This window comes from Pseudomonas sp. BIGb0558, from assembly GCF_024807515.1.
GTDB classification, from domain to species: Bacteria; Pseudomonadota; Gammaproteobacteria; order Pseudomonadales; family Pseudomonadaceae; genus Aquipseudomonas; species Aquipseudomonas yamanorum_A.
In genome coordinates this window covers 102,456-128,857 of record NZ_JANUEW010000007.1, presented here as the reverse complement: position 1 = coordinate 128,857, position 26,402 = coordinate 102,456, and the positions used below count along the sequence as shown (strand labels likewise).

The 26,402-nt window shown below is 59.2% G+C and carries 25 protein-coding genes and 1 pseudogene; 5 read left to right on the top strand and 21 right to left on the bottom strand.

Features of this window, described 5'->3' with window-relative positions:
• Positions 1-64: 64 nt before the first annotated feature.
• From ispA to M2400_RS11985, 11 genes are all read right to left on the bottom strand, one after another.
• Positions 65-952 (bottom strand): (2E,6E)-farnesyl diphosphate synthase, encoded by an 888-nt coding sequence (ispA, locus tag M2400_RS12035; RefSeq protein WP_177046090.1) that lies wholly within the window; start codon positions 950-952, stop codon positions 65-67.
• A complete protein-coding gene (locus tag M2400_RS12030) occupies positions 949-1,191 on the bottom strand; it encodes an exodeoxyribonuclease VII small subunit (RefSeq protein ID WP_010174693.1) in 243 nt (80 codons plus the stop codon). Before M2400_RS12030 ends, ispA begins: the two co-directional genes overlap by 4 nt.
• Before the next feature lie 88 nt (positions 1,192-1,279).
• Complete coding sequence (locus tag M2400_RS12025; protein ID WP_259196810.1) at positions 1,280-2,419, bottom strand: Fic family protein; 1,140 nt, start codon at positions 2,417-2,419, stop codon at positions 1,280-1,282.
• A 55-nt stretch (positions 2,420-2,474) separates the two neighbouring features.
• On the bottom strand, positions 2,475-3,407 hold the full coding sequence (locus M2400_RS12020) for a FecR domain-containing protein (protein WP_177115694.1): 933 nt from the start codon (positions 3,405-3,407) through the stop codon (positions 2,475-2,477).
• Positions 3,404-3,913: an RNA polymerase sigma factor gene (locus M2400_RS12015; RefSeq protein ID WP_259196676.1), complete on the bottom strand. Its 510-nt coding sequence runs from the start codon at positions 3,911-3,913 to the stop codon at positions 3,404-3,406. The genes M2400_RS12020 and M2400_RS12015 overlap by 4 nt, the downstream gene beginning before the upstream one ends.
• 125 nt (positions 3,914-4,038) lie before the next feature.
• Complete coding sequence (locus M2400_RS12010; RefSeq protein ID WP_177132450.1) at positions 4,039-4,371, bottom strand: hypothetical protein; 333 nt, start codon at positions 4,369-4,371, stop codon at positions 4,039-4,041.
• Between the two features lie 177 nt (positions 4,372-4,548).
• The gene (locus M2400_RS12005) at positions 4,549-4,929 is read right to left on the bottom strand and encodes a hypothetical protein (RefSeq protein ID WP_259196678.1); all 381 of its coding nucleotides are present in this window, start codon (positions 4,927-4,929) and stop codon (positions 4,549-4,551) included.
• Positions 4,930-5,011: 82 nt separating this feature from the next.
• Positions 5,012-5,323 (bottom strand): hypothetical protein, encoded by a 312-nt coding sequence (locus tag M2400_RS12000; RefSeq protein WP_177132454.1) that lies wholly within the window; start codon positions 5,321-5,323, stop codon positions 5,012-5,014.
• Position 5,324: 1 nt separating this feature from the next.
• The gene (locus tag M2400_RS11995; protein WP_259196680.1) at positions 5,325-9,938 is read right to left on the bottom strand and encodes an RHS repeat-associated core domain-containing protein; all 4,614 of its coding nucleotides are present in this window, start codon (positions 9,936-9,938) and stop codon (positions 5,325-5,327) included.
• A 147-nt stretch (positions 9,939-10,085) separates the two neighbouring features.
• Positions 10,086-10,478: a MerR family transcriptional regulator gene (locus M2400_RS11990; protein WP_259196682.1), complete on the bottom strand. Its 393-nt coding sequence runs from the start codon at positions 10,476-10,478 to the stop codon at positions 10,086-10,088.
• On the bottom strand, positions 10,417-11,061 hold the full coding sequence (locus M2400_RS11985; protein ID WP_259196683.1) for an NAD(P)H-dependent oxidoreductase: 645 nt from the start codon (positions 11,059-11,061) through the stop codon (positions 10,417-10,419). The genes M2400_RS11990 and M2400_RS11985 overlap by 62 nt, the downstream gene beginning before the upstream one ends.
• A 402-nt stretch (positions 11,062-11,463) precedes the next feature.
• Here M2400_RS11985 and M2400_RS11980 point away from each other — a divergent pair, with 402 nt between their 5' ends.
• Complete coding sequence (locus tag M2400_RS11980; RefSeq protein WP_010174728.1) at positions 11,464-11,775, top strand: DUF6124 family protein; 312 nt, start codon at positions 11,464-11,466, stop codon at positions 11,773-11,775.
• A 123-nt stretch (positions 11,776-11,898) separates the two neighbouring features.
• On the opposite strand, the pseudogene M2400_RS33545 reads toward M2400_RS11980, so the two are convergent.
• From M2400_RS33545 to M2400_RS11930, 10 genes and pseudogenes are all read right to left on the bottom strand, one after another.
• Positions 11,899-12,018 (bottom strand): annotated as a pseudogene (locus M2400_RS33545) (Fic family protein); the annotation flags it as partial.
• Between the two features lie 443 nt (positions 12,019-12,461).
• Positions 12,462-13,238 (bottom strand): XRE family transcriptional regulator, encoded by a 777-nt coding sequence (locus M2400_RS11970; protein WP_177043283.1) that lies wholly within the window; start codon positions 13,236-13,238, stop codon positions 12,462-12,464.
• 214 nt (positions 13,239-13,452) lie between these two features.
• A complete protein-coding gene (gene ppa, locus M2400_RS11965) occupies positions 13,453-13,980 on the bottom strand; it encodes an inorganic diphosphatase (RefSeq protein ID WP_003219382.1) in 528 nt (175 codons plus the stop codon).
• A gap of 93 nt (positions 13,981-14,073) precedes the next feature.
• Entirely contained in the window at positions 14,074-14,904 is an 831-nt protein-coding gene (locus M2400_RS11960) for a zinc-dependent peptidase (RefSeq protein ID WP_259196687.1), read from the bottom strand.
• A 6-nt stretch (positions 14,905-14,910) separates the two neighbouring features.
• Positions 14,911-15,567 carry a DedA family protein gene (locus tag M2400_RS11955; protein WP_177043285.1) on the bottom strand — a complete coding sequence of 219 codons (657 nt, stop codon included), beginning with the start codon at positions 15,565-15,567 and terminating at the stop codon, positions 14,911-14,913.
• A 240-nt stretch (positions 15,568-15,807) separates the two neighbouring features.
• Positions 15,808-16,266: an N-acetyltransferase gene (locus tag M2400_RS11950; protein WP_017476271.1), complete on the bottom strand. Its 459-nt coding sequence runs from the start codon at positions 16,264-16,266 to the stop codon at positions 15,808-15,810.
• A gap of 92 nt (positions 16,267-16,358) precedes the next feature.
• Positions 16,359-17,207, bottom strand: a complete 849-nt coding sequence (gene eutC / locus M2400_RS11945; protein WP_177078038.1) for an ethanolamine ammonia-lyase subunit EutC — start codon at positions 17,205-17,207, stop codon at positions 16,359-16,361.
• Positions 17,204-18,598: an ethanolamine ammonia-lyase subunit EutB gene (locus tag M2400_RS11940; protein WP_259196690.1), complete on the bottom strand. Its 1,395-nt coding sequence runs from the start codon at positions 18,596-18,598 to the stop codon at positions 17,204-17,206. The genes eutC and M2400_RS11940 overlap by 4 nt, the downstream gene beginning before the upstream one ends.
• Before the next feature lie 64 nt (positions 18,599-18,662).
• On the bottom strand, positions 18,663-20,096 hold the full coding sequence (gene eat, locus M2400_RS11935; RefSeq protein WP_177043288.1) for an ethanolamine permease: 1,434 nt from the start codon (positions 20,094-20,096) through the stop codon (positions 18,663-18,665).
• A 207-nt stretch (positions 20,097-20,303) separates the two neighbouring features.
• Positions 20,304-21,824 (bottom strand): aldehyde dehydrogenase family protein, encoded by a 1,521-nt coding sequence (locus tag M2400_RS11930; protein ID WP_259196692.1) that lies wholly within the window; start codon positions 21,822-21,824, stop codon positions 20,304-20,306.
• A gap of 288 nt (positions 21,825-22,112) precedes the next feature.
• On the opposite strand from M2400_RS11930, the gene M2400_RS11925 reads away from it, so the two are divergent.
• The 4 genes from M2400_RS11925 (at position 22,113) to M2400_RS11910 (ending at position 26,331) form a co-directional block, all read left to right on the top strand.
• Positions 22,113-24,017, top strand: coding sequence for a sigma-54-dependent Fis family transcriptional regulator (locus tag M2400_RS11925; RefSeq protein ID WP_259196694.1), 1,905 nt, complete (start codon positions 22,113-22,115; stop codon positions 24,015-24,017).
• A gap of 61 nt (positions 24,018-24,078) precedes the next feature.
• Positions 24,079-25,428, top strand: coding sequence for a UDP-N-acetylmuramate:L-alanyl-gamma-D-glutamyl-meso-diaminopimelate ligase (gene mpl / locus M2400_RS11920; protein ID WP_259196697.1), 1,350 nt, complete (start codon positions 24,079-24,081; stop codon positions 25,426-25,428).
• Entirely contained in the window at positions 25,425-26,054 is a 630-nt protein-coding gene (gene ubiX, locus M2400_RS11915; RefSeq protein ID WP_003219402.1) for a flavin prenyltransferase UbiX, read from the top strand. The genes mpl and ubiX overlap by 4 nt, the downstream gene beginning before the upstream one ends.
• Complete coding sequence (locus M2400_RS11910; RefSeq protein ID WP_177043292.1) at positions 26,047-26,331, top strand: YceK/YidQ family lipoprotein; 285 nt, start codon at positions 26,047-26,049, stop codon at positions 26,329-26,331. The genes ubiX and M2400_RS11910 overlap by 8 nt, the downstream gene beginning before the upstream one ends.
• The last annotated feature ends 71 nt before the right edge of the window (positions 26,332-26,402 follow it).

Genomic DNA, 26,402 nt, shown 5'->3' with positions numbered 1-26,402 from the left:
CATCGCAAACTGCCCACGCAGAGCGCCGAACTTGGCTGATATGCGGTGGAAAAGGCCAGTGCTGTCAGTGGCGGCGTTCGACGATATACCGCGCCAGATCACGCAGTGGCTCGGCAGCCGCGTCGAAAGGTCGCAGGGCATCGAGTGCCTGGTCCCGCAGTTCCAGGGCGTAGGCCTTGGCGGCTTCCAGGCCGAGCAGCGAAGGATAGGTCGGCTTGTCCCGTGCGATATCGGCACCCTGGCGCTTGCCGAGGGTCGCGGTATCACTTTCAACGTCGAGAATATCGTCCTGCACCTGGAACGCCAGGCCGATGGCCCGCGCGTAGGTCTGCAAGGCTGCCAGTTGTGCGGCGTCGGCACGGCCACTGGCCAGGGCGCCGAGGTGCACGGCGGCCTCGATCAGCGCACCGGTCTTGTGGCGGTGCATGTATTCCAGGGCTTGTTGATCGAGCTTGAGGCCGACCGAGCCCAGGTCAATCGCCTGGCCGCCTACCATCCCGGCCGGGCCTGCCGCTAATGCCAGCGCGGTGACCATACGCAAGCGGATCTCGGCGTTGACGCGGCTCAAGCGCGGGTCCAGCAGGGCGCTGAACGCCAGGCTTTGCAGGCCGTCACCGGCGAGAATCGCACAGGCTTCATCGAAGGCTTTATGGGTGGTGGGCTGTCCGCGACGCAGATCGTCGTCGTCCATCGCCGGCAAATCGTCGTGTACCAGGGAATAAGCGTGAATCAACTCCACCGCACAGGCGGCGCCGTTGGCTTCCTCCGCCTGGGCGCCGAGTGCTTCGCAGGCCGCGTAGGCGAGCAACGGGCGCACGCGCTTGCCGCCATTCATCACGCTGTAGCGCATGGCCTCATACAGGCGGGCCAATTCAGGAGTAGGCGCAACAAACAGCGGCTCCAGCGCAGCATTGACCCGGGCCTGGCTGCCGGCCTGATAAGCGTCGATCATTCAGGCTGTTCCGCATCGAAAGGTTCTTCGGCCAACTCCCCGTCGCGTTCCAGCAACACCTGGACCTTCTGCTCCGCCTGCGCCAGGGCGCTCTGGCAGTCACGGGTCAGGCCGATGCCTTGCTCGAATGCGGTCAACGAGTCTTCCAGCGACAACTCGCCGTTCTCCATACGCTCGACCAGCGCTTGCAGGTCGGCGAGGGATTGTTCGAAATCGAGTGCAACTTTTTTGCGGGCCATGGCGGCTATTCCGGTAGACGGTAAACCGGCGCGACACTAGCAGACATGGGGGATTGGGGCAAATGAGTGGGGGGAATTGCCTTGTAAATCAGTCACCTTGGGTGTTGATTTGGTAACGGGTGCTGCGCCCGCCGCCGGGTAACCGAACCAGGCAGTTTTTTTCCAGAAGATCGGCCAGGTGTCGAGTCGCCGTGGCCTTGGACACTTCGGCCACGGCCTGATACTGGGCGGCGCTGATCCCGTGCTCAAAGCTCTTGTCGCCGCCGTCGAGCAAGCGATTCAAGACTTTGGTCTGTTCAGCGCTGAGTGCGTGGTCCCGATGCCGTTGCCAGAAGCGACTTTTGCCCAGCACCCGGTCAATCCGCGCCATGGCCTGCTGCAGGCTACGAAGCAGGGTTTGCAGGAACCACTCAAACCAATCGGTCACATCCAGCGTGGCTTTTTGACCGGTTTCCAGTGCGCCGTAATAGCCCGCCCGGTCTTCAAGGATGCTCGCCGACATCGCGTAGAAGCGGATGGCCTGGTTCTCTGCCTGGGCGAGCGCGAGGTCAGTAATCGCCCGCGTCAGACGACCGTTGCCATCATCGAAGGGGTGCAGTGTGACGAACCAGAAATGCGCCATGCCTGCGCGCAGCAATGGGTCGAGGGCCGCATGATTCCGGCTGGCTTCAAACCATTCGATGAAATCGCCCAGAGACTGCTCCAGCCCTTGGCGAAGTGGCGCCTCGAAATGCACAGTGGGCCGGTCCAGTCGTCCCGACACAACCTGCATCGGCTCATCGCCCCTTAGCGCGCCTACGTTCAAGGCGTGCGTGGAAAAGCGGGCTTCCTCGGCGGGAAACAACCATCGATGCCAGTTAAATAGACGGGTTAGGGTAAACGGCTGAGCAAACTGTTGTGTGGCGTCCACCATCAAGTCCGCCAGGCCCTCGCTGCGCCGGCTCACGGAGCCATCCTGCAATTGCTCAAGGCCCAGGCGGCGGGCCAGGGAAGATCGTACCGAGCCGACGTTGAGTTGCTCACCCTCGATTGCCGAGGACGTCAGGATATTTTGCAGCAAGGCATCCAGTTCATTCTCCGAACTCTGCGCCTGGCTGACCGAACCGAGCATGCCCAGCAACTTTCCCTGCGCCTGTGTGCACTCACGCAACAAGGCTGCAAGGCGCTCTGGTTGCCAGTGAAAGTGCGGCCAGTCAGGTTGCTGCCAGATCCAGTTCGGGTGATCCATGGCGGTGTGCTCGGTGGGTGAGCCGAATAGAAGGCTTATTCGGCTCATCGTCCAGTCAGCCGCGCACGATCAAGATGCGACGGGTGAGGGCTGTGGTGCGCAGTTTTTGGGTGCTGATCAGCGCGTCCAGGGCACTGTCGACCTGATTCAGATTGAAGCTGGCGTTGATGGTGCGTTGTCCGACTTTATCGTCGAGCCAGATCACGTGGCCACCTTGATAGCGCACCAACTCCTCAAGCACCTCGCGCAAGGGTGCGTCTCGCACGCTCAGCAGCCCTTTGCGCCAGGCCAGCAGGCGTTCGGCGTCGACGGCTTGGGGGGCTTGCACATATCCGCTCACCACGCGCAACTGTTCGCCCGGCTGCAGCGTTTGGTGTTGCCCGGAGGCGGCTACTTCAACACTGCCGCGCAACAGAATGACCTCGTCGGATTTGTCGTTATGTGCGATGGAAAACTCGGTGCCCAGCGCCCGAACCCGAGTGCCGCCGGCTTGCACAATAAATGGTCGGTCGTCGTGGCTGACTTGCAGGTACACACGGCCTCTTCGCAGATTTACCCGGCGCTCATCTGAGGTGAGGTCGATATCGAGCGCGCTGTCGCTGTCCAGATGCAGGTGTGAACCGTCGGCCAGGGTGATGTCCTGTTGTTGCCCGATGCGGGTGGTGTAGTCACTGCCCCAACTGCTGATCGGCGGGGTGCCCAGCCATATCGCGCCGGCGGCGAGTATCAGGCAGGCAGCGGTGGCGTAGGTCTGGCGTCGGGAAATCGGCTGACGGCGATCTGGTTTGTGTGCTGCTCGGGAGGGGCGATCCAGCAACTGCCAAAGCGTCTCGGCGTTTTGGTAGGCGTGGGCATTCAGCGGGTCTTCGCGCCACAGGGCAAACGTATTCAGCTCCTGAAACGTCAGGTTTTCCCCGCGCAGACGGGTAAACCAGTCCAGGGCTTGCTGGTCACGTTCGGACGGCGAAGGGGTGGGTTGATCGTTCATCGGGACTCGGTTGCTTGCAGGGCTGCGGTGCAATGGGCCATGGCCTTGTTCAAATGTCGCTCCACCGCCCGGGCATCAATATTCAGACGGACGGCAATCTCCTTGTAGCTTAATTGCTCAACCCGGGCCAGCAGAAACACTTCGCGAGTCGGCGAGGGCCGCCCGTCGATCAGGCGTTGCAGGTGTTCCAGAGTATTGCCGGCGATTGCACTGTTCTGCGGGTCAGCGTCGCCGGTCAGGGTTTGCAATTCATGGTCATCGTTGATGCCACGCACGCGATTGCGCCGGGCGTGGTCGATGCTCAGGTTATTGGCGATGCGGTAGAGAAAAGCGCGTACGTTGCCCATCTTGGCGACTTCGCTGTTCATCAGCCGGATGAAAGCGTCTTGCAACAGGTCGTTGGCGGTTTCACGGCAGTTTACCCGGCGGGTCAGGTAGGCCAGGAGTTCGCCGCGGTGCTGGCGGTAGAGCGAGCCGAGGTTGCGGTTGCCAGGGGAATCGGGCATGGCGGCGCTTTTGGGGGAGTGGTTGAGGTGGGGATGGTATAGGGGATGAGAATTTGTCGTAAGAATGAGGAGTTGTCTGAGCGGCTGTTTGTTCTGCAGATCTTTAATGTTTGGATGTTGGTGTTTCAGAAAAAGAAGAATATACCTGTGTTGTTTTTCAACGCGGTATTAGTGAGTTTTATAAGCTTTTTTAATAGCTCGGGATTCTCAGGGATTGCAGCGCTCATTAGGATGGCGAGCGTATTCGTCAGATCGTTTGCACCCTGAATGCTTTCATCTTCATAATCGTCAATTATTTTTCCAAGCTTTGAGTTTATATCCACAATTATTCCTGATTTTGTTAGTTGTTGGTGTTCTGCTTCGCTCAGGTGCAGTTGTTCTAGTTTGCTCTCAGGGCATACGTCTAAGTCGAGAAGTTTTAAGGCTTCTTGGGTCAGGGGGACGGTTATCAGCTTCATTCAAAAGATTTCATTTGGAAGTGAGTGACTTGTAGTGTTAACTGTTTGCTGTGTATCTAGTTGCTTGATCGCAGTTTTTGGTGTTCCAGTATAGGGCTGATTGAACTTAAATGTACCCTTGGGGTGGAGTTGGATGAGAATCTAGTGGTTCTGCGTTGATCGGCAGTGGGTTTTAGCTTACAGATTTGTTGGGTAGAAGTAGATGGCGGCTGTTGTCAAATGCACATGGGCTGGTTTTTGTTTGGGAGCCTTGTTTAGCTCAATAAGGGCGATGGAGCCATTAATACGTATAGCTGCGTGTTCGTCATCCATTGATATCAGTTCGGCTGTTACGTATGTTCTACCCGCTGCTGAGTAAATCTGATCAACGTTTTTGGACGATGGTTTGATATTTTTGCCCCAGCAAAAAATATCATCCAGACTAACCTCAACCTCGCATTCCTTTCCGATTTCTGGACACGTTCCCACCCATAAGGCTACTCCGTTGCCGACAAGTGAGTGAAAACTAACCTCTAAAACGTCGCCTTTCGAAACTACATTAGTTATTTTTACTAGCATATTTTTCCTTCAGTGAGTATGTTTATTTGATCGTGCTTTATACGTATTAAGCGTCAGCTATACTAGGCTATAAGTAAAGCTGTCACTTATTCAGGGTTTCATCGGTCGGCTTCCAGAACTCAAGGTCTTGCATATGACGTTCCAAGTCATCCATGTCGTCTTCCCCCAAGGTAGTATCAAAGCCTTCGCATATTAACCTTCGGACCTTTGCCAGGCGGCCAGTGATGCCGAAGTTGTCTATGAATTTAGTGGTGGCATCTTGGTATTCATTTTGCGGTTTTCCGATATAGTATGTTCCCATTTTTCGCAATGAAACTAGCATGAATTCGATTTCTTTTAATGCTTCTAAAGCGTTTTTTCCGGATATGGTTATTTCTTTGTTTTGTTTTAACATATTATTTTCTCTTTACAAATTTAGGGTTAATTAGTTTTAGGTTTCCTTCGACGGTTAGCTCCAAGTAACCATAGCGCGGATTTTTCAGCCATTCCAGCATGTGTTTCGGAGCATCTGTCTCTACATAGTCTCGTCCTCGACTCAAGTCAACCTGATAGCGGTCTTGGACGTCGGCAGCACTTAGAACCTTATTTTTTGCTGGTTCCATGTAAACACGATTGTTGTCATGCGCGAAAATCTCTCCTGCTTGTTCTATTCCGGTTAATCCTTTTCTGTTGGTGTAGTGCCTAACCCTGACAGTTTGTTCTTTTTTTACGGCTGCGCTTGGCGAGCGTGGGGAGTTGTGATTGACGCTTGCACTGCTTGCTGGATTTCCGACCTTGACGTCCGGTTTACAACCATCCGCAGCCGGACAGGTATTCAACCCCAACGGATCCACCCACCCCGTCGGGTTGGGCACGTACTGGTATCCGTTCAGCCCACCCGCCAGTTTCACGGGATCAGGCGTCAGATAGCGACCAACGTCCGGATTGTAGTAGCGATGGCGGTTGTAGTGCAGGCCGCTTTCGGGGTCGAAGTATTGGCCCTGGAAGCGCAACGGGTTGGTGACGGTGTTGACGTCCAGCTTCGCGAGTTGGCCGTAGGCGCGGTAGTGGGCGGACCAAACGATTTCGCCGTCTGGCGCGGTGAGTTCTTGTGGGGTGCCAAGGTGGTCGAGTTGGTAGTGGAAGGGTTTTGCGTCTTCCGGGCCGTAGCCTTTCAGCAGCGCTAGCGGGCGGAAGCTGTTGGGTTCGTAGAGATAGCTCTGGTGATGATCGGCGCTGTGTTCGGCGATCAGCGTGTCGCCTTGCCAAAAAAACTCGGTGGTTTGGCCTTTTATCGTTTTGGTGATGCGCCGACCGAACGGGTCGTAGCGGTAGCTGGCCTGTGTGCCGTCCGGTTGGATGACACTGATCAGTCGATGCTGGCAGTCGTAGCGGTACTCGGTGACCAGTTGCTGGGCTCGGCCCCGACGTTCGCGCAGGAGGTTGCCGAAGGCGTCGTAGTCGTAATGACGGTCGCCTTGCATCAGCAGGCGGTTGCCTTTGATCACACTCGGGCCTACGCGGTCCTGCATTAGCAGGTTGCCCGCTGGGTCGTGGACGAAACGCTCTTGCAGGTCGTGCGAGTGGTCGGCGCGGGTCAGGCGGTCGAGCGGGTCGTAGTGGTAATCGTGCTGGCCTTTGCGGGTGTCGAGGATGCGGGTCAGGTTGCCGCGTTTGTCGTAGTCGTATTGGCGGCGTTGGTGGCGTTGTTCCTGTTGGGTGATGGCGTGGGCGTGCAGCCGGCCCTGGTCGTCGTAGTGGTAGTGACTTAGGAGCTGGCCTTGCTGGCGCTGGTGTTCGCGGCCGGACTTGAACAGGTGCGAGGTGAGCGGGTTGCCATTCAGCGCGATGGTGGCAAGGTCGCCGCCTTTGTCGTGGTGGAAGGCCACGCGGTTGTTATCGGGCAGGCGCAGATAGTTGAGCTGACCGCATTCGTCATAGCCATAGCGCAAGGTGCCCCAGCCCTGATGTTCGGCGGTGAGGCGGTTTTGCAGGTCGTATTCGTAGTGGAGCGGCCAGTGGCCGTCGTCGACACTGAGGAGATTGCCGAGGCGATCGTAGGTGTAATCGACAATGCTGCGGTCGGGCAGGGTTTTTCGTACAAGGCGACCGGCGCTGTCTCGCTGATAGCCAGTAACCAGCTGACTACCATCGTCGCCATATTCGGTCTTTTCCAGCAGATGCCCGGCGAGGTCATAAACGTAGGCGGTACGTCGGCCATCAAAGCCGGTTTCCTGCTGGATCAGGCCGTTGGCGTGATAGTCGAGCCGATAGGTTTCGCCAACCTCGTTTTCAATCTCGGTCAGTAACAACCGGACATTGTCGTAACGGTATTTGAGCTGCGTACCGTCGGGGTTGATCCGACGGCTGATCAGGTGCAGGCCGTCGGCATATTCGTAGCGGGTAACCCGACCCAGTTCATCGCGCTCGGCAGTGATTTTTCCGTACGGGTTGTAGCTGAATTCGCGAGTGGCGCCGCCCGGCTGAATCACCTTCAGCAAACGACCTACGGCGTCCCACTGATACTGGGTCAGCGCACCGTGCTCATCCACACAGGCCACCTGCCGGCCCAGGTCGTTATAGCGATAACGCCGTACACCGCCATTCGCCAGCTTCTCCTCGATAAGCTGGCCACGTTCGTTCCAGATAAAGCGCTGACTGCTGTTGTCCGGGTGCCAGACGCCGCTGAGCTTGCCGTGTTTGGTGTAGGTGTATTCGGTGTAGTTACCGCCCGGATCGGTCTTGCGGGTGATATCGCCCTGGTCATTACGCTGGTATTTCCAGACCGCGTCGCCGCGACGTACTACGCGAACGAACCCGTTGTCATGCTCGTAGGACGTGGGCGCATCGTCCCCGGGAAACAGCGCAATCAACCGACCGGCGTCGTCGTACTGATACGCCGTCACCGACCCCAGCGGATCCTGCTCGACCGTCAGCCGGCCTTTTTCATCGTAGGATTTGAAGTGCTCGGCGCCGTCTGGATCAATCCGCTGCACCAGCCGTGCGCGCTGGTCGTGGACGTAGACTTCCTGGCTGCCATCGGCGTTGTGCACGGTGACGCTGCCGTTGTCATCCCACACATACCGCGTGTCCATTTGGGAAAAACTGGCCCAGTGCCGGACGCAGCGTGCAGCCTTGCCAGACCGTTCCCACTCCCAGAAGAAACTCGCCCCACCGGCCAGTTGCCGCTCCAGAATCACCTGCTGATCGTCGTACCGATAACGTTCGCTTTCGCCTACAGCGTTGGTCGCCTCAATCAACCGCCAGGCGTCGTCGTACGTGTAGGAAACAACGTTCTGCTCGGTAACCCAGTCCAGTTCCCGCTGCACCTGATAGTCGACGGCGACGATGTGTCCGCGGTCATACCGCAGCAATAACCCTTGACCGACGTGGTTATCAATCCGCTGAATCCGCCCGGAGTAGTCGCGGGAAATTCGCAGCCGGTTGTCATACGCGTCGCTGATCGACGTCAGTACACCGTCACGGAAGTGGTAGAAAAGGGACGCCTGAGCCAGCACCAACTCATCAGGCAAAGCGCCCAGATAAATCGCTGCTTCCGCCAGGCTATTGGTGATGGCCGGTCGCGCAGAAGAGGGCAGGGGAAACGTCGTGCTGCGGTTTTCGTGATCGGTCCAGATCACCGACTCGCCGCTAACCACCAACCGCTGAGCCAGCGAATGGCTCCAGCCAAACCCCAACCCGCAATCCACTTCCACCGCACTGCTGCGGTACAACCGCGTCCAGGCAAACGGCAACACACCATCCAACGAGCCGTCGGTGAGGGTCAGCAGTTCCTCACCGGTAACCATCGACACCGGGCAGCCATTGGTTGCGGTCTTGTCTGCCGGAGCGGCCGCATCACCGCCAGGGTTCTTCGCAGAGGAAGGCACATCATCAACATGCGCTTTCTCCCGAACCACGGTGTTCTGACGCGGCCCCCAGCGCATCTGCACACCACCCTTTTTCAACCCCTCAACGGCGCCCCGAACCGCTACTGTCTTGTACCGTCCCACTGTCCCCATAAAGCTCTGAAGAACACTGAATATGCCCTTCACAAACCGAATGGCCGCCTCAACAATCCGAGCGCCATACCTGAGCGCACGCGAGCTCAAATAAGCGATGCCCGCCGCCGGCAGAACAACCGTCAGCAAAGCCGCCACCAACAAATCGATCAGCAACGACACCACAAACCCGGCCACCGCCTCGGCCGTACTCCCTGCAACCTCACTTGGTGGTAACGCCGACAGCCAAATCATCGCCGTGCGCAACATCAGGTACAGCGCCGCCTCATCACTGGCCAGCAACATCGCCTGTTCCATGAGCTTTGGCGCAGTTTGGGCCAGCTCAATCAACTCGTTGGCTTTCGCCCCCAGGCTTTCAAACAACTGGCCCGGATCCTTGAAGATCTCCTGCACCTGCTTGATGGCGTCCCATACACCAGTAATCGCCGCCCAACTTCCCGCCAGCACGCCAGTGCCAATCGCGCTCGAAGTGGACCGTTCCCAATGCGGCTTGAAACCGTTCCATTGCTTGCGAAGCCAGCTTTCCAGGTCAGCGGTCAAACCGTCGTAAGACGAAAACAGCGCCTCGACCTGCTCGTCCGAAACACCGCCTTGCACCCGTATCCGGTAGCGCTTGCCGGCCACGCAGGGGTGAGAGCCTTTCCCCTGTTCATCGAGCATGACCACGGTAGCGCTGCCGTCATCCAGCCCAATCACCTCAATCGGGATACCTCCCAGCGGTACGTCATACACCGACTCAAACTTGCTCTCGATCTCCAGTAAGCCGCCCACCTCACAACGCACCACCGTCGAGAAATTGTCATCGGCCATGCTCACCGACTTGCTCGAGTCCCCCACCCGAATGACCCGATCCATCCCCAGCAATGACGGAAAATCTGCTGCATGACTGACCTTGTCCAACGCCTGCGAATACCAGGCGCCCACCTGCTGGCGATACACCGCCAGGCTCTGATGAAAGCCATCCAGTTCATGTTCGATATGGGCAATGTGGGACGAAGAAGCAGTCATCCGTGACGTCTCTGCAAAGGGGAGGCGTCGGAGTCTGCAACAGCAAAATGAGGGCTGGACGAGTGGTCCGGAAAATCAGATTGGGCTTACGAGGAGGGAGGTTTTTTCCGTGCCGAGCGGCTGCCCGGCACTACGTAAAACAGCGATTCAGCTCATTGACGGCAGTGGCGTTTTCAGTGGTGCGGTGCATTGGCCCTGAGCATCCTTGAGACTGGCCTCAAACTCGACCAACCCCCCGTGCATCTTCTGCAACGCCTCAATCTGCCGCACCAGCTCCTGCTTCTTGCTGGCGATCGCTTTGTCCGCAAGCTCCCAGGGCAATCCATCACCGTGATGTCCGCCCAGAATCGCCTGCAACTCCTTGAGCTTGAAACCCAACTGTTGAGCGCACTTGATGAACGTCAGCAGTTCGACGCTCTCTGCGGAGTAAATCCGATAACGCCCCTCCCGTTGCGGCGGCGGCAACAGGCCGATCGCCTCATAGTGACGAATCGCCTTGATCGTGGTGCCCGACAACTGCGCGGCTTTGCCGATGTACATGAAAAGTCCTTTTCCCAAAAAGTGCGCCGGCCTGTTTCAGCCACTGTTCCCGCTGCGCTGATGTGGAGCCCAGCACCGGCCCGAACTGCAATGTCTTGATCGGCTGGATGCCACAAAACGCCAGCGTCGTCTTGCGCATCTGATGCAGCGCGGGCATGCGGTAGAACCACCTGTAATACCATGGCGGCGTGTCGAGGGTCACCAGCAAATGCGCGGTTCTACCCTTCAGGAGTTTGTCGGGGAAGGCCTTGCCCTTGCGGTATTTGAAGGCGAAACCGGACAGGAAAATCCGGTCGATAAAACCCTTCATCAACCCCGGAATGCCGCCCCACCAGATGGGGAAAACAAACGTCAGATGATTGGCCCACAGGATGTCGGACTGGGCGCTGAGCAGGTCGGGTTCCAGAGTTTGGACCTGGCTGTAGCCGTTGTGCAGGATGGGGTCGAACGTCAGGTCGCCCAGGCGCAGGACGCGTACTTCGTGGCCGGCAGTTTTGGCCCGGGTGATGTAGGTGTCGGTAAGGGCAGAGCAGAAGCTGGTGCTCGAAGGATGGCCGAGGATGACCAGGATGCGTTGGCTCATGGTGGTGGAGTCCTGAAAGATAGGATTTCAGGGTGAGGTGTGACCTTAGGGGGAGAGTCAAGAAGTGGCAGTGATTGGGAATGGCCAGGAAGACTCATCCCTTTCATTTGCAGGACGTTTCCTAGAGAATTCCAAGCGCTTGCGCCAGCAAAATCCCGCGACTAGTCTGCGTTCCGTCACTGCATATTCAGTGGCCGGGTTTAGTCGCCCGGATAACGCTAGGCGCACAGCGCCATCTCAAAGCCAGGTATTTATTGCCTGCACTTTATGGTGGCTGTGCGCAGGGCACCTTCGGGTGCGCCGGTGCCTAGCGGCCGGTCGACTAACCTGCGTACAGCTGCCACCTTCTGATCGTTTAGTCGCGAGAAGTTAGTGGTTCAACTCACTGCTAGGAGTTCTACCATGGTCAAAGTTACCCCCGATCCACCCGCATTCCACAAAGCCTTACTCCGCGACACTGATGCCTCGCGCCGAGTGATTGATCGCTACCTCAAAGCGCCGGATGCGCAGCCTTCACCCAACCCGTTTACCGTTGATGACGAACTGAGTTTCGAAGATGCTTTGGCTCATGCTGCCGAGCTGTTGCATTGCGCCGTGGCGACCGCCCAGGCGTCGACCGAACCGCTGAATGGTTCGCAGCGCGCGGTGATGCATTTGGTGGAGATGTCGAAGGTGGTGGTGGATCGGGCGTTGGATTGTTTGCAGCCGAGGTGAGGATCCTAAGCCCACGCTGAGGTTACGATGCATTTGGTCAGCGATCTACTGACCAAATGCTCATCATCATGGCTCAGGGGCGGAAATCCCGGCAGACGATCGCCATGGATTAAAGCGGTCCCCTCAGGCGTATGGCTTGAAGTCATTGCTGTCGCGAGTGAGTAGCTGCATCAGTTTGGGATGAATGAAGAGCTTTTCCTTTCCAACCTGCACCTCTTGCAGAACGTCAATGGCGACTAGCTGCGAGACGCTTTGTAAACACGCGCGCATTACGTGTCGCTATATTTTGATTTCTGCGACACGACATGTTTTTGTGTCGTTGGTGGCGACACGTTCATCCAGCGTGTTCCTGAAAAGAGGTTTTAGCGACGTATAGGGCGGAGGTTCTGCGGATGGAAAAGCGTGCTTGAGTACTCTTTGGCGCGGTAGGTAAGTTCCCCAAATAGCCCGATGCTTGAAGTGCATTGCTTTTTTCCAGGCATTAAAAAGCCGGCTTGTGGCCGGCTTCTCGGGGACTGGTTCAGCTTATTTTTGGTAAACCTCACCAGCCTTCAAATCGTTCACCCAAACTCGCGCCCGGGTGATTAAGGGGCATCAGCGGGAACTCCTCCGCATCGCCAGGCAGGGCGGACTGGCTTCACACCAACCCCCTACCAAATGTGCGGCGCATGATACCCACATTCGCCTCAATTTCCCAGCTTCGGATCCGATTTAGAGCCTTCGTAGCCCAATAAATGCTCATCCAGCGGCACCGGCGGGCGACGGTTATTCAGTGTCGCCCACCAGAACACCCAACCCAGAATTTCAAAGTTCTGCTCGTGCCGCTGTTCGTAGGTCAAAAACTCGTCCGGATGTTCGGCGCTGTTGTGGCTTCGCATCCGCAGTCCGCCTCCAGGCCGGTTGTAGAGGTATTTGATGCGCAGCATTCCGTCGTGTTCTACCGCATAAATCTCGCCATCGATAATCTGTTTGCGGCCGCAGTCGATGGCAAGGGTGCTGCCGTCCTGGATGATGTCGATCATGCTGTTGCCGACCATGTAGGCGCCGAGGGCGCGCTCGGGGTTTACGCCGATGGTTTCAAGGGTGTGCAGGGAGAGGCGGATGCTTTCGGTTGAGGTGAAGGTGGGGTGGAGGGGTATCTCCACGTCGATTTTTACCGGGGTTGAGACCGGGTGGGCGATGTAGTTGCCGGTCTGCTCACGGGCGATACGGTGTGTGTGGTCTGCATCGGATCCTTCCAGCAGGAAGTTGGCGGGTGGATGTTTGGGGCCTTCGCCTGTGCGCAGCCAACGGCTGGTGACGCACAGCAGTTCTGCGAACTCGTTGAGACGGCCCATGGGGACGCCGCGTTTGAACCAGTTGTTTACGTGCTGAGGCGTAACATCGCGGTTCTTGGCGAAGTCGGAAGCGGAAAGATGAACTTCCCTTAATAGCGCTCTTAAGCGATCACCTGATGTATTCATAAACGCAGAGTTTACTGGCCGTAAAATCAGATCAAATAAACCATGCGTTGAGTTGCCGTATGTAGGTGTTTCCTTATTGAAGGCTTATTCTGTTAGTTAACTAAACTAGTTAAACACGCTCTGCAAAAGTGTTTATTAGTGTTGTCGTATGTTTATATTTTTCCCACAAAAAAAGCCCCGAATAATCGGGGCTTTTTTAGAGCGAGTAGCGGTTTCAGCCTTTGTAGGCAGCGACCGACTTCAGGATCTCGGCACGGGCGGCGTCTGCGTTGCCCCAACCGTCGATCTTCACCCATTTGCCTTTTTCGAGGTCTTTGTAGTTCTCGAAGAAGTGTTTGATCTGTTCCAGCAGCAGTGGCGGCAGGTCGGTGTATTCCTTCACGTCGACGTACAGCTGGGACAGCTTGTCGTGGGGTACTGCGATAACTTTGGCATCGCCGCCGCCATCGTCAGTCATGTTCAGGATGCCGACCGGGCGTGCGCGGATAACCGAACCTGGGGTAACCGGGTAAGGGGTCACGACCAGCACGTCGAGGGGGTCACCGTCGTCAGCCAGGGTGTTTGGGATGAAACCGTAGTTGGCCGGGTAGAACATCGGGGTGGCCATGAAACGGTCAACGAACAGGCAGTCGCTGTCTTTGTCGATTTCGTATTTGATCGGCGCGTGGTTGGCCGGAATCTCGATGGCGACGTAGATGTCGTTCGGCAGGTCTTTGCCAGCCGGAATCTTGCTGTAGCTCATTGGGCGTTGCCCCCGTAGTTGGCCATGAAACATGGCCGGATTGGCCTAAAAGTGGCGGCGATTATAGGCATATTCTGACGCCGATGCCATGCGTCAGACGTCGTAGGGCGCCTGGCGTTCAGTCTGATACCGCACGTCGCCGGCCTGCAGTCGGTGCAGGCGCGCCAACGGGTCCTGGCGGTAGAAGTGGCTCAGTTGTTCGTATACCTGTGGATAAGTGTTGGCCAGTAAATCCGGGGCACTGAAGAAATATTCGCTGGTGACGGCAAAGAACTCCGCGGGGTTTTCCGCGGCGTAGGGGTCGATGGCGGTTTCAGCGTTCGGGTTGCGGTCGAGCTGGCGGTTGAGGTCGTCGAAGGCGCTCTGCATGACGCTGGCCCATTCCTGCACGCGCATGTCGTGGTGCAGCGGCGGCAGGCCGTTGGCGTCGCCGTTGAGCATGTCCAGCTTGTGGGCCAGCTCGTGGATCACCAGGTTGTAGCCTTCCCAGTTGCCGCTGGCCAGTACGCCGGGCCATGCGAGGATCACGGGGCCTTGTTGCCAGGCTTCGCCGCTGTGTTCGCCGTCCCACTCATGTTCCACGCCGCTGGCGTCGCGATGGCGCTGGGGGCTGAGGAAGTCATCGGGGTACAGCACGATCTCGTGGAAGCCCTGGTACCAGTCAAGGTCGCCAAGGTTCATCAGCGGCAATTGCGCCTGGGCGGCGAGCAGCAGGCGTTGTTCCTGGTGCAGGTCGACGCCGGGCAGGGCGGTGAGGTGTTTTTCAGCCAGGAACACCACACAGGCTTCCCGCAGCCACTGGTCTTCTTCTGCGGTGATGCCGTCGAGGAAGGTCAGGTGGTGGCGCACCCGCTGCCACATTTCATCGGCAATCGGGTGCTTGGCCAGCAGGCGCCGGCGACGCCAGGCGCTGAGGGACCACATCGCCGGTTACTGCGGCTTGGCTTCGGTGGAGCTGCGGCCGAAGCGGCTGCGGAACACGCCGATGATCATCGGTACCAGCGACAGCAGGATGATGAACACCACCAGCAGCGACAGGTTTTTCTTGATGAACGGTACGTTGCCGAAGAAGTAGCCCAGGGTTACGAGGCCGCCCACCCACAGGATGGTGCCGAATACGCTGAAACCGAAGAAGCGCGGGTAAGGCATTTTGGCGATGCCGGCGACGAACGGTGCGAAAGTCCGCAGGATCGGCAGGAAGCGCGCCAGGGTCACGGTTTTGCCGCCGTGCTTGTCGTAAAAGTCGTGGGTTTTTTGCAGGTAGTCGCGGCGGAAGATTTTCGAGTTGGGGTTGCTGAACAAGCGTTCCCCGGCCGTTCGTCCTATCACGTAGTTGGTGCTGTCACCCAGGATGGCCGCGAGCATCAGCAAGCCGCCCAACAATACCGGGTCCATGCCGCCGCCTGCTGCGATGGCGCCGGCGATGAACAGCAAGGAATCACCCGGCAGGAATGGCATGACCACCAGGCCTGTTTCGCAAAAGATAACCAGGAACAGAATGGCGTAGATCCACACTCCGTAGTTTCTCACCAGCATGTCGAGGTACACGTCGAGATGCAGGATAAGGTCGAGCGGGTTGAAATCCATGGATGGCACCTGTGTGAATGGCCTGGCTCAGCGGGCCTGTGCGGAGGCTTCGGGTAATAAGGGCTACAAGGTTGTGGCTTATTTCTTACGACCCTGAAAGGTCCGCATTATACGGATAGAGTCGTGAAAAGCGTGTTGGTTTTGTAGCGGGGAATGTCGCGACATCGATCGTATTGTAGACACAGAGTCCGTGTGGGAGGGGGCTCCCACAACAGATGTATGAGGTTTGGTTAATAGATGTCAGTCATCGCTGATGGGCAGCACGTAGTTCTTGAACTCGGTGTCTTCCCGAAAGCCGATGGACTCGTAGGTTTTTTGCGCCACCTGGTTGTCGCTGCTGGTGGAGACCCGCAAGCGCACGGCGTGAGTTTCCTTGGCCATCTTCTTTGCGGTGCGCATCAGGTTGTCGGCCACCAACTGCCGGCGAGCATCCTCGGCCACGTAGATGTCGTTGAGGATCCACACGCGCTTGAGGGAAAGCGAGGAATAGCTTGGATACAGCTGGCAAAAGCCGAGCAGTTTCTTGTCGTCATCGTCGGCCAGCGCCAGGTAGATCACCGACTCCTTGCGGCGCAGGCGTTTTTCCAGGAAGGCACGGCTTGAATCGGGGAAGGGCAGTGCGCCGTAGAACTCGCGGTATTTGACGAAAAGCGGGGTCAACAGGTCCAGGTGTTCCAGGGTCGCTTGAGTTATCCGCATGCCAGGCCTCAACTTCCAAATGGGGTATGACCACACGAGCGGCCGTGTCTCGATGCTGCCTAAAGCGCAGAAAAAGCGCAATCGTGCAGGGATCAGTCCTTCGGCGGGCTTAGCAGGAAGTTGCCTTTCATCAGGTCGGGATCATCCGACTCGAGGGTTTGTACCTGCGCTTCATCCTTGAGGTTGACCCCCGACAACTGCCGTCGGCAGGCCTCACGCATCAAGTAAAGCAGGCGATGAGCTGCCATGCCGTAGCTCAAGCCTTCCAGCCGCACATTGGAGATGCAGTTGCGGTACGCGTCGGTGAGGCCGACCTTGGGGTTGTAGGTGAAATACAGCCCCAGGCTGTCCGGTGAACTGAGCCCCGGCCGCTCGCCGATCAGGATCACCACCATTTTCGCCCCCAGCAACTGGCCGACTTCATCGGCGACGGCGACGCGCCCTTGTTCAACCAGAATCACCGGTGACAGGGACCAGCCTTCAGCGTGGGTTTGTTCTTCCATGCGTGTCAGAAACGGCAGCGTGTGTTTATGCACCGCGAGGGCCGACAAACCGTCGGCCACCACCACCGCCAGGTCCACGCCGCCCGGGTTGGCGTCGGCGTAGTCCCGCAATGTCTGGGCGGATTCATCACTCAGGCGCCGCCCCAGGTCCGGGCGTTGCAGGTAGCTGTGGCGGTCGACAGCGGCGCTGTGCAACAACAGGCTGTCACGGCCACGTTCTGCCAGTTGGCTGCTCAGTCCTGCATGATCAAACGGCAGGTGTACAGCGTCCCGCGCTTGAGCGTGGGCGAACTGGAAATCCAACTGCGCGCCGGTGGGAATGCTGGTGCCGGTACGGCCCAGGGCAATCCGCGCTGGAGTCAGGCGCCGCAGTTCCAGCCACGGGTTGTCTACATTATTTTCCGGGGTGTCGATGTGCACAGGCGGTTCCTTCTTCATCCCAGTTGCGCCAAGGCGTGGCGGAATGCCGGTGGCAGGCTGTTGCCGAAGTGCACCTTGCCGTCGGCTTGCGTGAAGATGCCCATTTTTGCCAGCCACAGTTCAAACTCCGGCGCTGGCTTTAAACCCAATGTTTGCCGGGCGTAGAGCGCGTCGTGGAACGAGGTGGTCTGGTAGTTGAGCATGATGTCGTCGGAGCCCGGGATGCCCATGATGAAGTTGATCCCGGCCACGCCCAGCAGGGTGAGCAGGGTGTCCATGTCGTCCTGGTCGGCTTCGGCGTGGTTGGTGTAGCAGATGTCGCAGCCCATCGGCACGCCCAGCAGCTTGCCGCAGAAGTGGTCTTCGAGGCCGGCGCGGATGATCTGTTTGCCGTTGTACAGGTACTCGGGGCCGATAAATCCTACGACTGTATTCACCAAAAATGGCTTGAAGTGCCGAGCCACGGCGTAGGCTCGGGTTTCGCAGGTTTGCTGGTCGACGCCAAAGTGCGCGTTGGCCGACAAGGCGCTGCCCTGGCCGGTTTCGAAGTACATCAGGTTTTGCCCGAGGGTGCCGCGATTCAGGCTCAGGCCCGCCTCGTAGCCTTCCTGCAGCACGCTCAGGCTGATGCCGAAACTGGCGTTGGCCGCCTCGGTGCCAGCGATCGACTGGAACACCAGGTCCAGCGGCACGCCACGGTTGATGGCCTCGATGGAGGTGGTGACGTGGGTCAGCACGCAAGCCTGGGTGGGGATTTCGTAGCGCTGGATGATTGCGTCGAGCATTTCCAGCATGGCGCAGATCGAGGCGATGCTGTCGGTGGCCGGGTTGATGCCGATCATCGCGTCGCCGTTGCCGTAGAGCAGGCCGTCGAGAATGCTGGCGGCGATGCCTGCCGGTTCATCGGTGGGGTGGTTGGGTTGCAGGCGGGTGGACAGGCGCCCGCGCAGGCCCATTGTGCCGCGAAACTGTGTGACAACCCGGATCTTCTGCGACACCAGCACCAGGTCCTGCACGCGCATGATCTTCGACACGGCCGCGGCCATTTCCGGGGTCAGGCCGGGCGCCAGGGCGCGCAGGCTTTGTTCATCGGCTGCGTCGCTGAGCAGCCAGTCCCGCAGGCCGCCGACGGTCAGGTGGCTGACCACGGAAAATGCCTGTTTATCGTGGGTGTCGATGATCAGCCGGGTGACTTCGTCGCTTTCGTACGGGATCAGCGCTTCTTCAAGAAAGTGCTTCAGCGGAATATTGGCCAGGGCCATTTGCGCCGCGACCCGCTCGCCGTCGTTCTGGGCGGCAACGCCGGCCAGGAAATCTCCGGAGCGTGCCGGGCTGGCCTTGGCCATCACGTCCTTGAGGCTGTCGAAGCGGTAGGTCGATGCACCCACCGCGTGGGAAAAGCTTGCCATACAGAGTCTCCTTGTCGGTGCGGGCAGAATGTGAGTAAAGCGCCCGCACCGAGGTTTACGGCGTTTAGTGCAAGGCGGCCTCTGCGGCCTGGATCGCCGCAAATTCTTCTTCCGGCGTGCCTGCTACCAAGTGATGCCGACTGTAGAAAGCAAAGTAAGCAATTAATACTCCATAGATGATCGCAGCGCCAATCACCACGCGCGGATCCACCAGGAAGCCCGCCACAACGGCGATGCAAGCCAGTACCAGCGCGACGCCCGAGGTGAAGATGCCGCCCGGTGTGCGGTACGGGCGATCCATTTTGGGGCGGCGGATGCGCAAGGTGATGTGCGCGGCCATCATCAACACGTAGGAAATGGTCGCGCCGAACACGGCCACCAGGATCAGCAAATCACCCTGGCCGGTCAGCGACAGGCCAAACCCGATGATGCCGGGGATCACCAGGGCCAGGACCGGCGCCTTGCTTTTGTTGGTCTGCGAGAGCTTGCGCGGCAGGTAGCCGGCGCGGGACAGGGCGAAGATCTGCCGGGAGTAGGCGTAGATGATCGAGAAGAAGCTCGCGATCAACCCGGCCAGGCCCACCAGATTGACGAAGTGGCCCATCCACGTGGAGCCACCGTATGCCTTGGACAAGGCTTCCACCAGCGGATTGCCCGACGCCATCAGCGCATAGGCACCAGCACCGCCCGGGGCGATCACCAAAATCAGCAGGGCGAAACTGGTCAGCACCACAATGGCGCCGATCAGGCCGCGCGGCAGGTCACGTTTCGGGTTCTTGGTTTCTTCGGCGGCCAGCGGTACGCCTTCGACAGCGAGGAAAAACCAGATCGCGTAAGGAATCGCCGCCCACACGCCGACATAACCGAAGGGCAGGAAAGTGCTGGCGCCCTTGGCCTCGGTCACCGGGATGTCCAGCAGGTTGGCGACACTGAAGTGCGGCACCATCGCCACCAGGAACACGCCCAGGGCGATCGCGGCGACGGCGGTAATCACAAACATCAGCTTCAACGCTTCACCCACGCCGAAAATGTGGATGCCGATAAAGATAATGTAGAACGCCAGGTAGATCATCCAGCCGCCGATGCCGAACAGCGACTCGCAATAGGCACCGATAAACACCGCGATGGCGGCGGGGGCGATGGCATATTCGATGAGGATCGCGGTGCCGGTGAGGAACCCGCCCCAGGGGCCGAACGCGCTGCGGGCAAAGCCGTAGCCGCCACCGGCGGTAGGAATCATGGAAGACAGTTCGGCCAGGGAGAAACACATGCACAGGTACATGGTGGCCATCAGCAGTGTGGCGAGGAACATGCCGCCCCAGCCACCCTGGGCCAGGCCGAAGTTCCAGCCGGCGTAGTCGCCGGAGATCACGTAGGCAACACCGAGACCGACCAGAAGCACCCAGCCGGCAGCGCCTTTTTTCAGTTCTCGTTGTTGGAAGTATTCGGTGCCGACTTTTTCGAAGTCGACGGAAGAGCCAGTGGGTTCGCTGGGCATGTGAAAGTACCGTCCATTGTTATTGTTCTAATTCGGCATCTTTGTGCCGGATGAGGTAGCAACGACTGTGCGAAGTTCAACTGTGGGAGCTGGCTTGCCTGCGATAGCGGTGTGGCAGTCAATATTTTAGTTGGCTGAACCGCCGCTATCGCAGGCAAGCCAGCTCCCACACTTGATTGCATTTCAAATGTGGGAGCGAGTTGTTAGTTAGAAGAAGCCCAGCGGATTGATGTCGTAGCTCACCAGCAGGTTTTTGGTCTGCTGATAGTGATCGAGCATCATCTTGTGGGTCTCACGGCCCACACCGGACTTCTTGTAACCACCGAACGCGGCATGCGCCGGGTACAGGTGATAGCAGTTGGTCCACACACGCCCGGCCTTGATCGCCCGGCCCATGCGGTACGCGCGGTTGATGTCGCGGGTCCACAGGCCGGCACCCAGGCCGAACTCGGTGTCGTTGGCGATCGCCAGGGCTTCGGCTTCATCCTTGAAGGTAGTGATGCTCACCACCGGGCCAAAGATTTCTTCCTGGAACACCCGCATCTTGTTGGTGCCCTTGAGCAGGGTAGGCTGGATGTAATAGCCGGTGGCCAAATCGCCGGTCAGCTTCTCGACCTTGCCGCCAGTCAGCAGCTCGGCGCCCTCGCCCTTGGCGATTTCGAGGTAGGACAGGATCTTGTCGAACTGCTGCTCGGACGCCTGGGCGCCGACCATGGTGTCGGTGTCCAGCGGGTCGCCGCGTTTGATCGACTCGACCTTCTTCATCACCACTTTCATGAAGTCGTCGTAGATCGACTCTTCCACCAGTGCGCGGGAAGGGCAGGTGCACACTTCGCCCTGGTTGAAGAATGCCAGCACCAGGCCTTCGGCGGCCTTCTCGACGAATTGCGGCTCGGCTTTCATGATGTCGGCGAAGAAGATGTTCGGCGACTTGCCGCCCAGCTCAACGGTGGACGGAATGATGTTCTCGGCCGCCGCATGCATGATGTGCGAGCCCACTGGCGTGGAGCCGGTGAAGGCGATCTTGGCGATGCGCTTGCTTGTGGCCAGGGCTTCGCCGGCTTCTTTGCCGTAGCCGTGCACCACGTTCAGCACGCCCGGCGGCAGCAGGTCGCCGATCAGTTCCATCAGCACGTTGATGCCCAGCGGGGTTTGCTCGGCGGGCTTGAGCACCACGCAGTTACCGGCGGCTAGGGCTGGCGCGAGTTTCCAGGCGGCCATCAGCAGCGGGAAGTTCCACGGGATGATCTGGCCGACGACGCCCAGCGGCTCGTGGAAGTGGTAAGCGGCGGTGTGTTCGTTGATTTCGGCGCTGCTGCCTTCCTGTGCGCGGATGCAGCCGGCGAAGTAGCGGAAGTGGTCGGCGGCCAGCGGGATGTCGGCGTTCAGGGTTTCGCGAACAGCCTTGCCGTTGTCCCAGGTTTCGGTGATGGCCAGCAGTTCGAGGTTCTGTTCGATGCGGTCGGCGATTTTCAGCAGCACCAGCGAGCGGTCCTGTGCCGAGGTCTTGCCCCAGGCGTCAGCGGCGGCATGGGCAGCGTCCAGGGCCTTGTCGATATCCTTGGCCGTGGAGCGCGGGAATTCAGCAATGGGTTTGCCGTTGACCGGCGAGGTGTTGGTGAAATAGTTGCCATCGACCGGCGCGACAAACTCACCGCCGATGTAGTTGCCGTACTTGGCCTTGAACGAAACGATAGCGCCTTCAGTACCGGGGTGTGCGTAACGCATGGTGAGTATCTCCTGGCTTTTTGTGTTTATTGGAGGACGCACGGTTGTGCTTGTTAAAGCGTAGAGCAAAGGTTGGGCCAGTGCCTCGCAGTGCCCGTAAATCAAGGGGTTGGAGGTTGTTGCAAACCGTTGCTGTGACACACTTGATACAACCCGAGTGACAGTTTGTGCCACAAACGGTACAGCCTGTGACCGGTGGGTCTGCCCGGGATTGCAATGGTCGGGAGGCTGGAGGATGCTGGGCACTCGCGCGCGGTTTGTAGTTCACGCAGGGAGAATAATAAGAACATGCAAAACGATCATTTCAGTCGCCATGCCCAGCAAGTCTTGACAGTCACCCGTGGCCAGGACCCGCTGCACGGCCCCGGCAGCGATCCGTCCATCGCCCGCTCCTGGCTGCGTTGCCTGGAGGACTATCACCTCGACCCCGCGCTGACCATGGCCCCCACGGTGCTCGAACATGGCCGGCTGCTGGAAAGCCGCGAACGCCTGCAACAAGTTTTGAGCATTGCTGGCAGCGAAATGAACAGCCTGCATCAACAACTCTCCGGTGCCGGCCACGCGGTGCTGCTCACCGATGCTCGCGGGGTGATCCTCAACTGTGTCACCGCTCCCAGCGAGCGCAAGATTTTCGAGCGCGCCGGGTTGTGGCTGGGCGCGGATTGGAGCGAGGCCTGCGAAGGTACGAACGGCATCGGCACCTGCCTGGTGGAACGCCAGTCCCTCACCATTCATCGCGATGAACACTTCCGTGGCCGCCATACCGGCCTTACCTGCTCGGCCAGTCCGGTGTTTGATCCCCATGGTGAGCTGCTTGCGGTGCTGGATGTGTCGTCGGCGCGCGAGGCGGTGTCGCGCCAGAGTCAGTTCCACACTATGGCGCTGGTCAATCTGTCGGCGAAGATGATCGAGAGTTGTTACTTCCTGCGGCATTTCGAGAATCACTGGTTGCTGCGTTTTCATTTGCAGGCCGAACCCGTGGGCCTTTTCAGTGAAGGGCTGCTGGCGTTCGATGGCGAAGGGCGCATTTGCGCGGTGAACCAGAGTGCGTTGAACCTGCTTGGGCAAATTCGTGGTGGGTTGTTGGGGCAGCCGGTGGAGGCGTTTTTCGATTGCTCCCTGGATGAGTTGCTCGGGCGTGCCAGCGCGAATGCCAGCGCCAGTTGGCCCCTGCGTACCCGCGATGGCCGTGGGTTGTTCGCGGTGTTGCGCGGCCAGCCACGCAGTGTGCCGGCGCCGGTTCCTCAGCCGATGCCCGAGCGGGCGCGGCTGCCGGGCATTTGCCTGGGGGATGCGGCGCTGCAAAACGATTTCCGCAAGGCGTTGCGTGTGTTTGAGCGCGACGTGCCGTTGCTGGTCAATGGCGAAACCGGCTCTGGCAAGGAGGCATTTGCCAAGGCGGTGCACCATGCCAGCCTCAGGGCCGACAAAGCGTTTATTGCACTGAACTGTGCAGCCATCCCGGAAAGCCTGATCGAAAGCGAGCTGTTCGGCTACCGCGGCGGCAGCTTCACCGGCGCCCGCAAGGAGGGCATGCGCGGCAAGCTGCAGCAGGCGGACGGCGGCACGTTGTTTCTGGACGAAATCGGCGATATGCCCTTGGCGTTGCAAACCCGGCTGTTAAGGGTATTGGAAGACCGGCTGGTAGTGCCTATCGGCGGCGAGCCACAGGCGGTGAACGTCAGAATCATCAGCGCCACCCACCGTAATTTGCTGGAGCGGGTACAGGACGGCAGCTTTCGCGAGGACCTGTACTACCGGCTGAACGGTCTGGAAATCGCCCTGCCACCCCTGCGTGAGCGTAGCGACAAGTCGCAGTTACTGGATTTTCTGCTGGCGGAGGAGGCGGGCGATCAGTCGGTGTTGCTTGACAGTCCCGCGCGGCAGGCACTGCTGGCATTTGCCTGGCCGGGCAATGTGCGGCAGTTGCGCACCGTGTTGCGCACGTTGGCGGCGTTGTGTGACGACGGACGTATCGGGCTTGAAGACTTGCCGGCAGTGATTCGCCAGGCGCGCCCGCAGCCCGCGAGGGCGGACGAGCTTTCGGACTCGCCCCTGGACGACGCAGAGCGCCTGGCGCTGCTCAATGCCTTGGAGCAACAGCGCTGGCATATGAGCCACACGGCCGAGCAACTGGGTGTCAGCCGTAACACCCTGTATAGAAAGCTGCGCAAACACGGGATTGCCCGTTAGCTAAAGGGTGCGATTTGTTCCTCCCTACGCTAACCTGCCTCGATGTTTTACGAGGTCGACTATGCACATTCATATTCTCGGTATTTGCGGCACGTTCATGGGCTCAATGGCAGTGTTGGCCAAAGAACTGGGCCATCACGTTACTGGCTCCGACGCCAACGTTTACCCGCCCATGAGCACGCAACTGCAGGCCCAGGGCATTGAGCTGACCCAAGGTTACGACCCGGCGCAATTCGACCCGGTTCCGGACCTGGTGGTGATCGGCAATGCCATGGTGCGCGGCAACCCGGCGGTCGAATATGTACTGAATAAAGGTTTGCCGTACGTGTCTGGTCCTCAATGGCTGGCCGACCATGTGCTGCAAGGCCGTTGGGTGCTCGCCGTTGCCGGTACCCACGGCAAGACCACCACCAGCAGCATGCTGGCTTGGGTGCTGGAGCATGCGGGCATGAGCCCGGGCTTCCTGATCGGCGGTGTGCCACAAAACTTCTCGGTGTCGGCGCGCCTCGGTGACACGCCGTTTTTTGTCATCGAGGCGGATGAGTACGACAGCGCGTTCTTCGACAAACGCTCCAAGTTTGTTCACTACCGCCCGCGCACGGCGATCCTGAACAACCTGGAGTTTGATCACGCTGACATCTTCCCCGATCTGCCAGCTATCGAGCGGCAATTCCACCACTTGGTACGTACCATTCCCAGCGAAGGCCTGGTGATTCACCCGACTACCGAGCCAGCCTTGCAGCGGGTGATCGAGATGGGTTGCTGGACCCCGGTACAAACCACGGGCGCGGGCGGGCAATGGCAGGTCAAGCTGCTGAGCGAAGACGGCTCAAAATTTGAAGTCCTGTTCGAAGGCGTCGCCCAAGGCATCGTTGAGTGGGACATGACTGGCCAGCACAACGTCGCCAACGCTCTGGTTACCCTGGCGGCCGCGCGGCACGTCGGCGTGGTGCCGTCCATGGGCATTGCCGCCTTGAGCGCGTTCAAGAGCGTCAAGCGCCGCATGGAAAAAGTCGCTGAAGTGAACGGGATTACCATCTACGACGACTTTGCCCACCACCCGACGGCCATCGCCACCACCCTGGATGGCTTGCGCAAGCGCGTGGGTGATGCCCAGGTAATCGCGATTATCGAACCGCGCTCCAACTCCATGAAGCTCGGCGCCCACCGTGACGGTTTGCCCGAAAGCGTCAACGATGCCGACCAGGTGGTGTGGTATGCACCGGCCAACCTTGGCTGGGACCTGCCCGCCATCGCTGCGCTGTGCACCGTGCCGTCGATTTGCTGCGACTCGCTGGACGGCATCATCGAGCACGTGAAACACCAGGCCAAGCCCGGCACCCATGTGGTGATCATGAGCAACGGCGGCTTCGGCGACCTGCACGGCAAACTCGCCGAGGCCCTGAAGTGAGCGGCCCGGAGCGCGTCACCCTGGCGATGACCGGTGCGTCCGGCGCGCCCTATGGCTTGCGCCTGCTTGACTGTTTGGTGCGCGAAGACCGCGAGGTGCACTTCCTGATCTCCAAGGCGGCGCAACTGGTGCTCGCCACCGAAACCGACGTTGCGTTGCCGCCCAAGGTGCAGATGATGCAGGCCTTCCTTACCGAGTACACCGGTGCGGCGGCGGGGCAGATCAAGGTCTATGGCAAGGAAGACTGGATGTCGCCGGTGGCCTCTGGCTCCGGCGCGCCGGCCGCGATGGTGGTGGTGCCATGTTCCACCGGGACCCTGTCGGCGATTGCCACCGGGGCCTGCAACAACCTGATCGAACGTGCGGCGGACGTGACCTTGAAGGAGCGTCGCCAGTTGATTCTGGTGCCGCGCGAGGCGCCGTATTCGAGTATCCACCTGGAACACATGCTCAAACTGTCGAACATGGGCGTGACTATCTTGCCTGCGTCGCCGGGCTTTTATCACCAGCCGCAAACCATCGATGACCTGGTGGACTTTGTGGTGGCGCGGATTCTCAACCTGCTGAATATCCCTCAGGACATGCTGCCGCGCTGGGGCGAACACCATTTGAGCAGTGATGAATAAATTTCTGATGCTGTTGCTGGCGTTGCATCTGACCGGTTGCGCCACTGCGCGCACGCTGGACGCGGCGCAACCCGGCGCGCCGGTGGTGTATGCCGGGACGCGCCTGGATATGTATGCGATTCAGGGCGGGTGCTGCGCGATGGACCGTTTCGGAGCCGAGGCGCCGAGCTATCCCCATGTCGATCTACCGGCCAGCGCCTTGCTCGACACGCTGCTGTTGCCACTGTCGGTGCTGACGGTGCTGGGGGTTGGATTTAACGCGACGGGCGGGCTTTAGGGGCTGAAAGGGGCGGCTGGCCTCATCGCAGGCAAGCCAGCTCACACATGAGGCTGGGTTCGCCATGACAG

Coding starts and splice junctions, on each gene's coding strand:
- ispA (WP_177046090.1), bottom strand. CDS start 952: ATGATCGACGCTTATCAGGCCGGCAGCCAGGCCCGGGTCAATGCTGCG.
- M2400_RS12030 (WP_010174693.1), bottom strand. CDS start 1,191: ATGGCCCGCAAAAAAGTTGCACTCGATTTCGAACAATCCCTCGCCGAC.
- M2400_RS12025 (WP_259196810.1), bottom strand. CDS start 2,419: ATGGATCACCCGAACTGGATCTGGCAGCAACCTGACTGGCCGCACTTT.
- M2400_RS12020 (WP_177115694.1), bottom strand. CDS start 3,407: ATGAACGATCAACCCACCCCTTCGCCGTCCGAACGTGACCAGCAAGCC.
- M2400_RS12015 (WP_259196676.1), bottom strand. CDS start 3,913: ATGCCCGATTCCCCTGGCAACCGCAACCTCGGCTCGCTCTACCGCCAG.
- M2400_RS12010 (WP_177132450.1), bottom strand. CDS start 4,371: ATGAAGCTGATAACCGTCCCCCTGACCCAAGAAGCCTTAAAACTTCTC.
- M2400_RS12005 (WP_259196678.1), bottom strand. CDS start 4,929: ATGCTAGTAAAAATAACTAATGTAGTTTCGAAAGGCGACGTTTTAGAG.
- M2400_RS12000 (WP_177132454.1), bottom strand. CDS start 5,323: ATGTTAAAACAAAACAAAGAAATAACCATATCCGGAAAAAACGCTTTA.
- M2400_RS11995 (WP_259196680.1), bottom strand. CDS start 9,938: ATGACTGCTTCTTCGTCCCACATTGCCCATATCGAACATGAACTGGAT.
- M2400_RS11990 (WP_259196682.1), bottom strand. CDS start 10,478: ATGTACATCGGCAAAGCCGCGCAGTTGTCGGGCACCACGATCAAGGCG.
- M2400_RS11985 (WP_259196683.1), bottom strand. CDS start 11,061: ATGAGCCAACGCATCCTGGTCATCCTCGGCCATCCTTCGAGCACCAGC.
- M2400_RS11980 (WP_010174728.1), top strand. CDS start 11,464: ATGGTCAAAGTTACCCCCGATCCACCCGCATTCCACAAAGCCTTACTC.
- M2400_RS11970 (WP_177043283.1), bottom strand. CDS start 13,238: ATGAATACATCAGGTGATCGCTTAAGAGCGCTATTAAGGGAAGTTCAT.
- ppa (WP_003219382.1), bottom strand. CDS start 13,980: ATGAGCTACAGCAAGATTCCGGCTGGCAAAGACCTGCCGAACGACATC.
- M2400_RS11960 (WP_259196687.1), bottom strand. CDS start 14,904: ATGTGGTCCCTCAGCGCCTGGCGTCGCCGGCGCCTGCTGGCCAAGCAC.
- M2400_RS11955 (WP_177043285.1), bottom strand. CDS start 15,567: ATGGATTTCAACCCGCTCGACCTTATCCTGCATCTCGACGTGTACCTC.
- M2400_RS11950 (WP_017476271.1), bottom strand. CDS start 16,266: ATGCGGATAACTCAAGCGACCCTGGAACACCTGGACCTGTTGACCCCG.
- eutC (WP_177078038.1), bottom strand. CDS start 17,207: ATGAAGAAGGAACCGCCTGTGCACATCGACACCCCGGAAAATAATGTA.
- M2400_RS11940 (WP_259196690.1), bottom strand. CDS start 18,598: ATGGCAAGCTTTTCCCACGCGGTGGGTGCATCGACCTACCGCTTCGAC.
- eat (WP_177043288.1), bottom strand. CDS start 20,096: ATGCCCAGCGAACCCACTGGCTCTTCCGTCGACTTCGAAAAAGTCGGC.
- M2400_RS11930 (WP_259196692.1), bottom strand. CDS start 21,824: ATGCGTTACGCACACCCCGGTACTGAAGGCGCTATCGTTTCGTTCAAG.
- M2400_RS11925 (WP_259196694.1), top strand. CDS start 22,113: ATGCAAAACGATCATTTCAGTCGCCATGCCCAGCAAGTCTTGACAGTC.
- mpl (WP_259196697.1), top strand. CDS start 24,079: ATGCACATTCATATTCTCGGTATTTGCGGCACGTTCATGGGCTCAATG.
- M2400_RS11910 (WP_177043292.1), top strand. CDS start 26,047: ATGAATAAATTTCTGATGCTGTTGCTGGCGTTGCATCTGACCGGTTGC.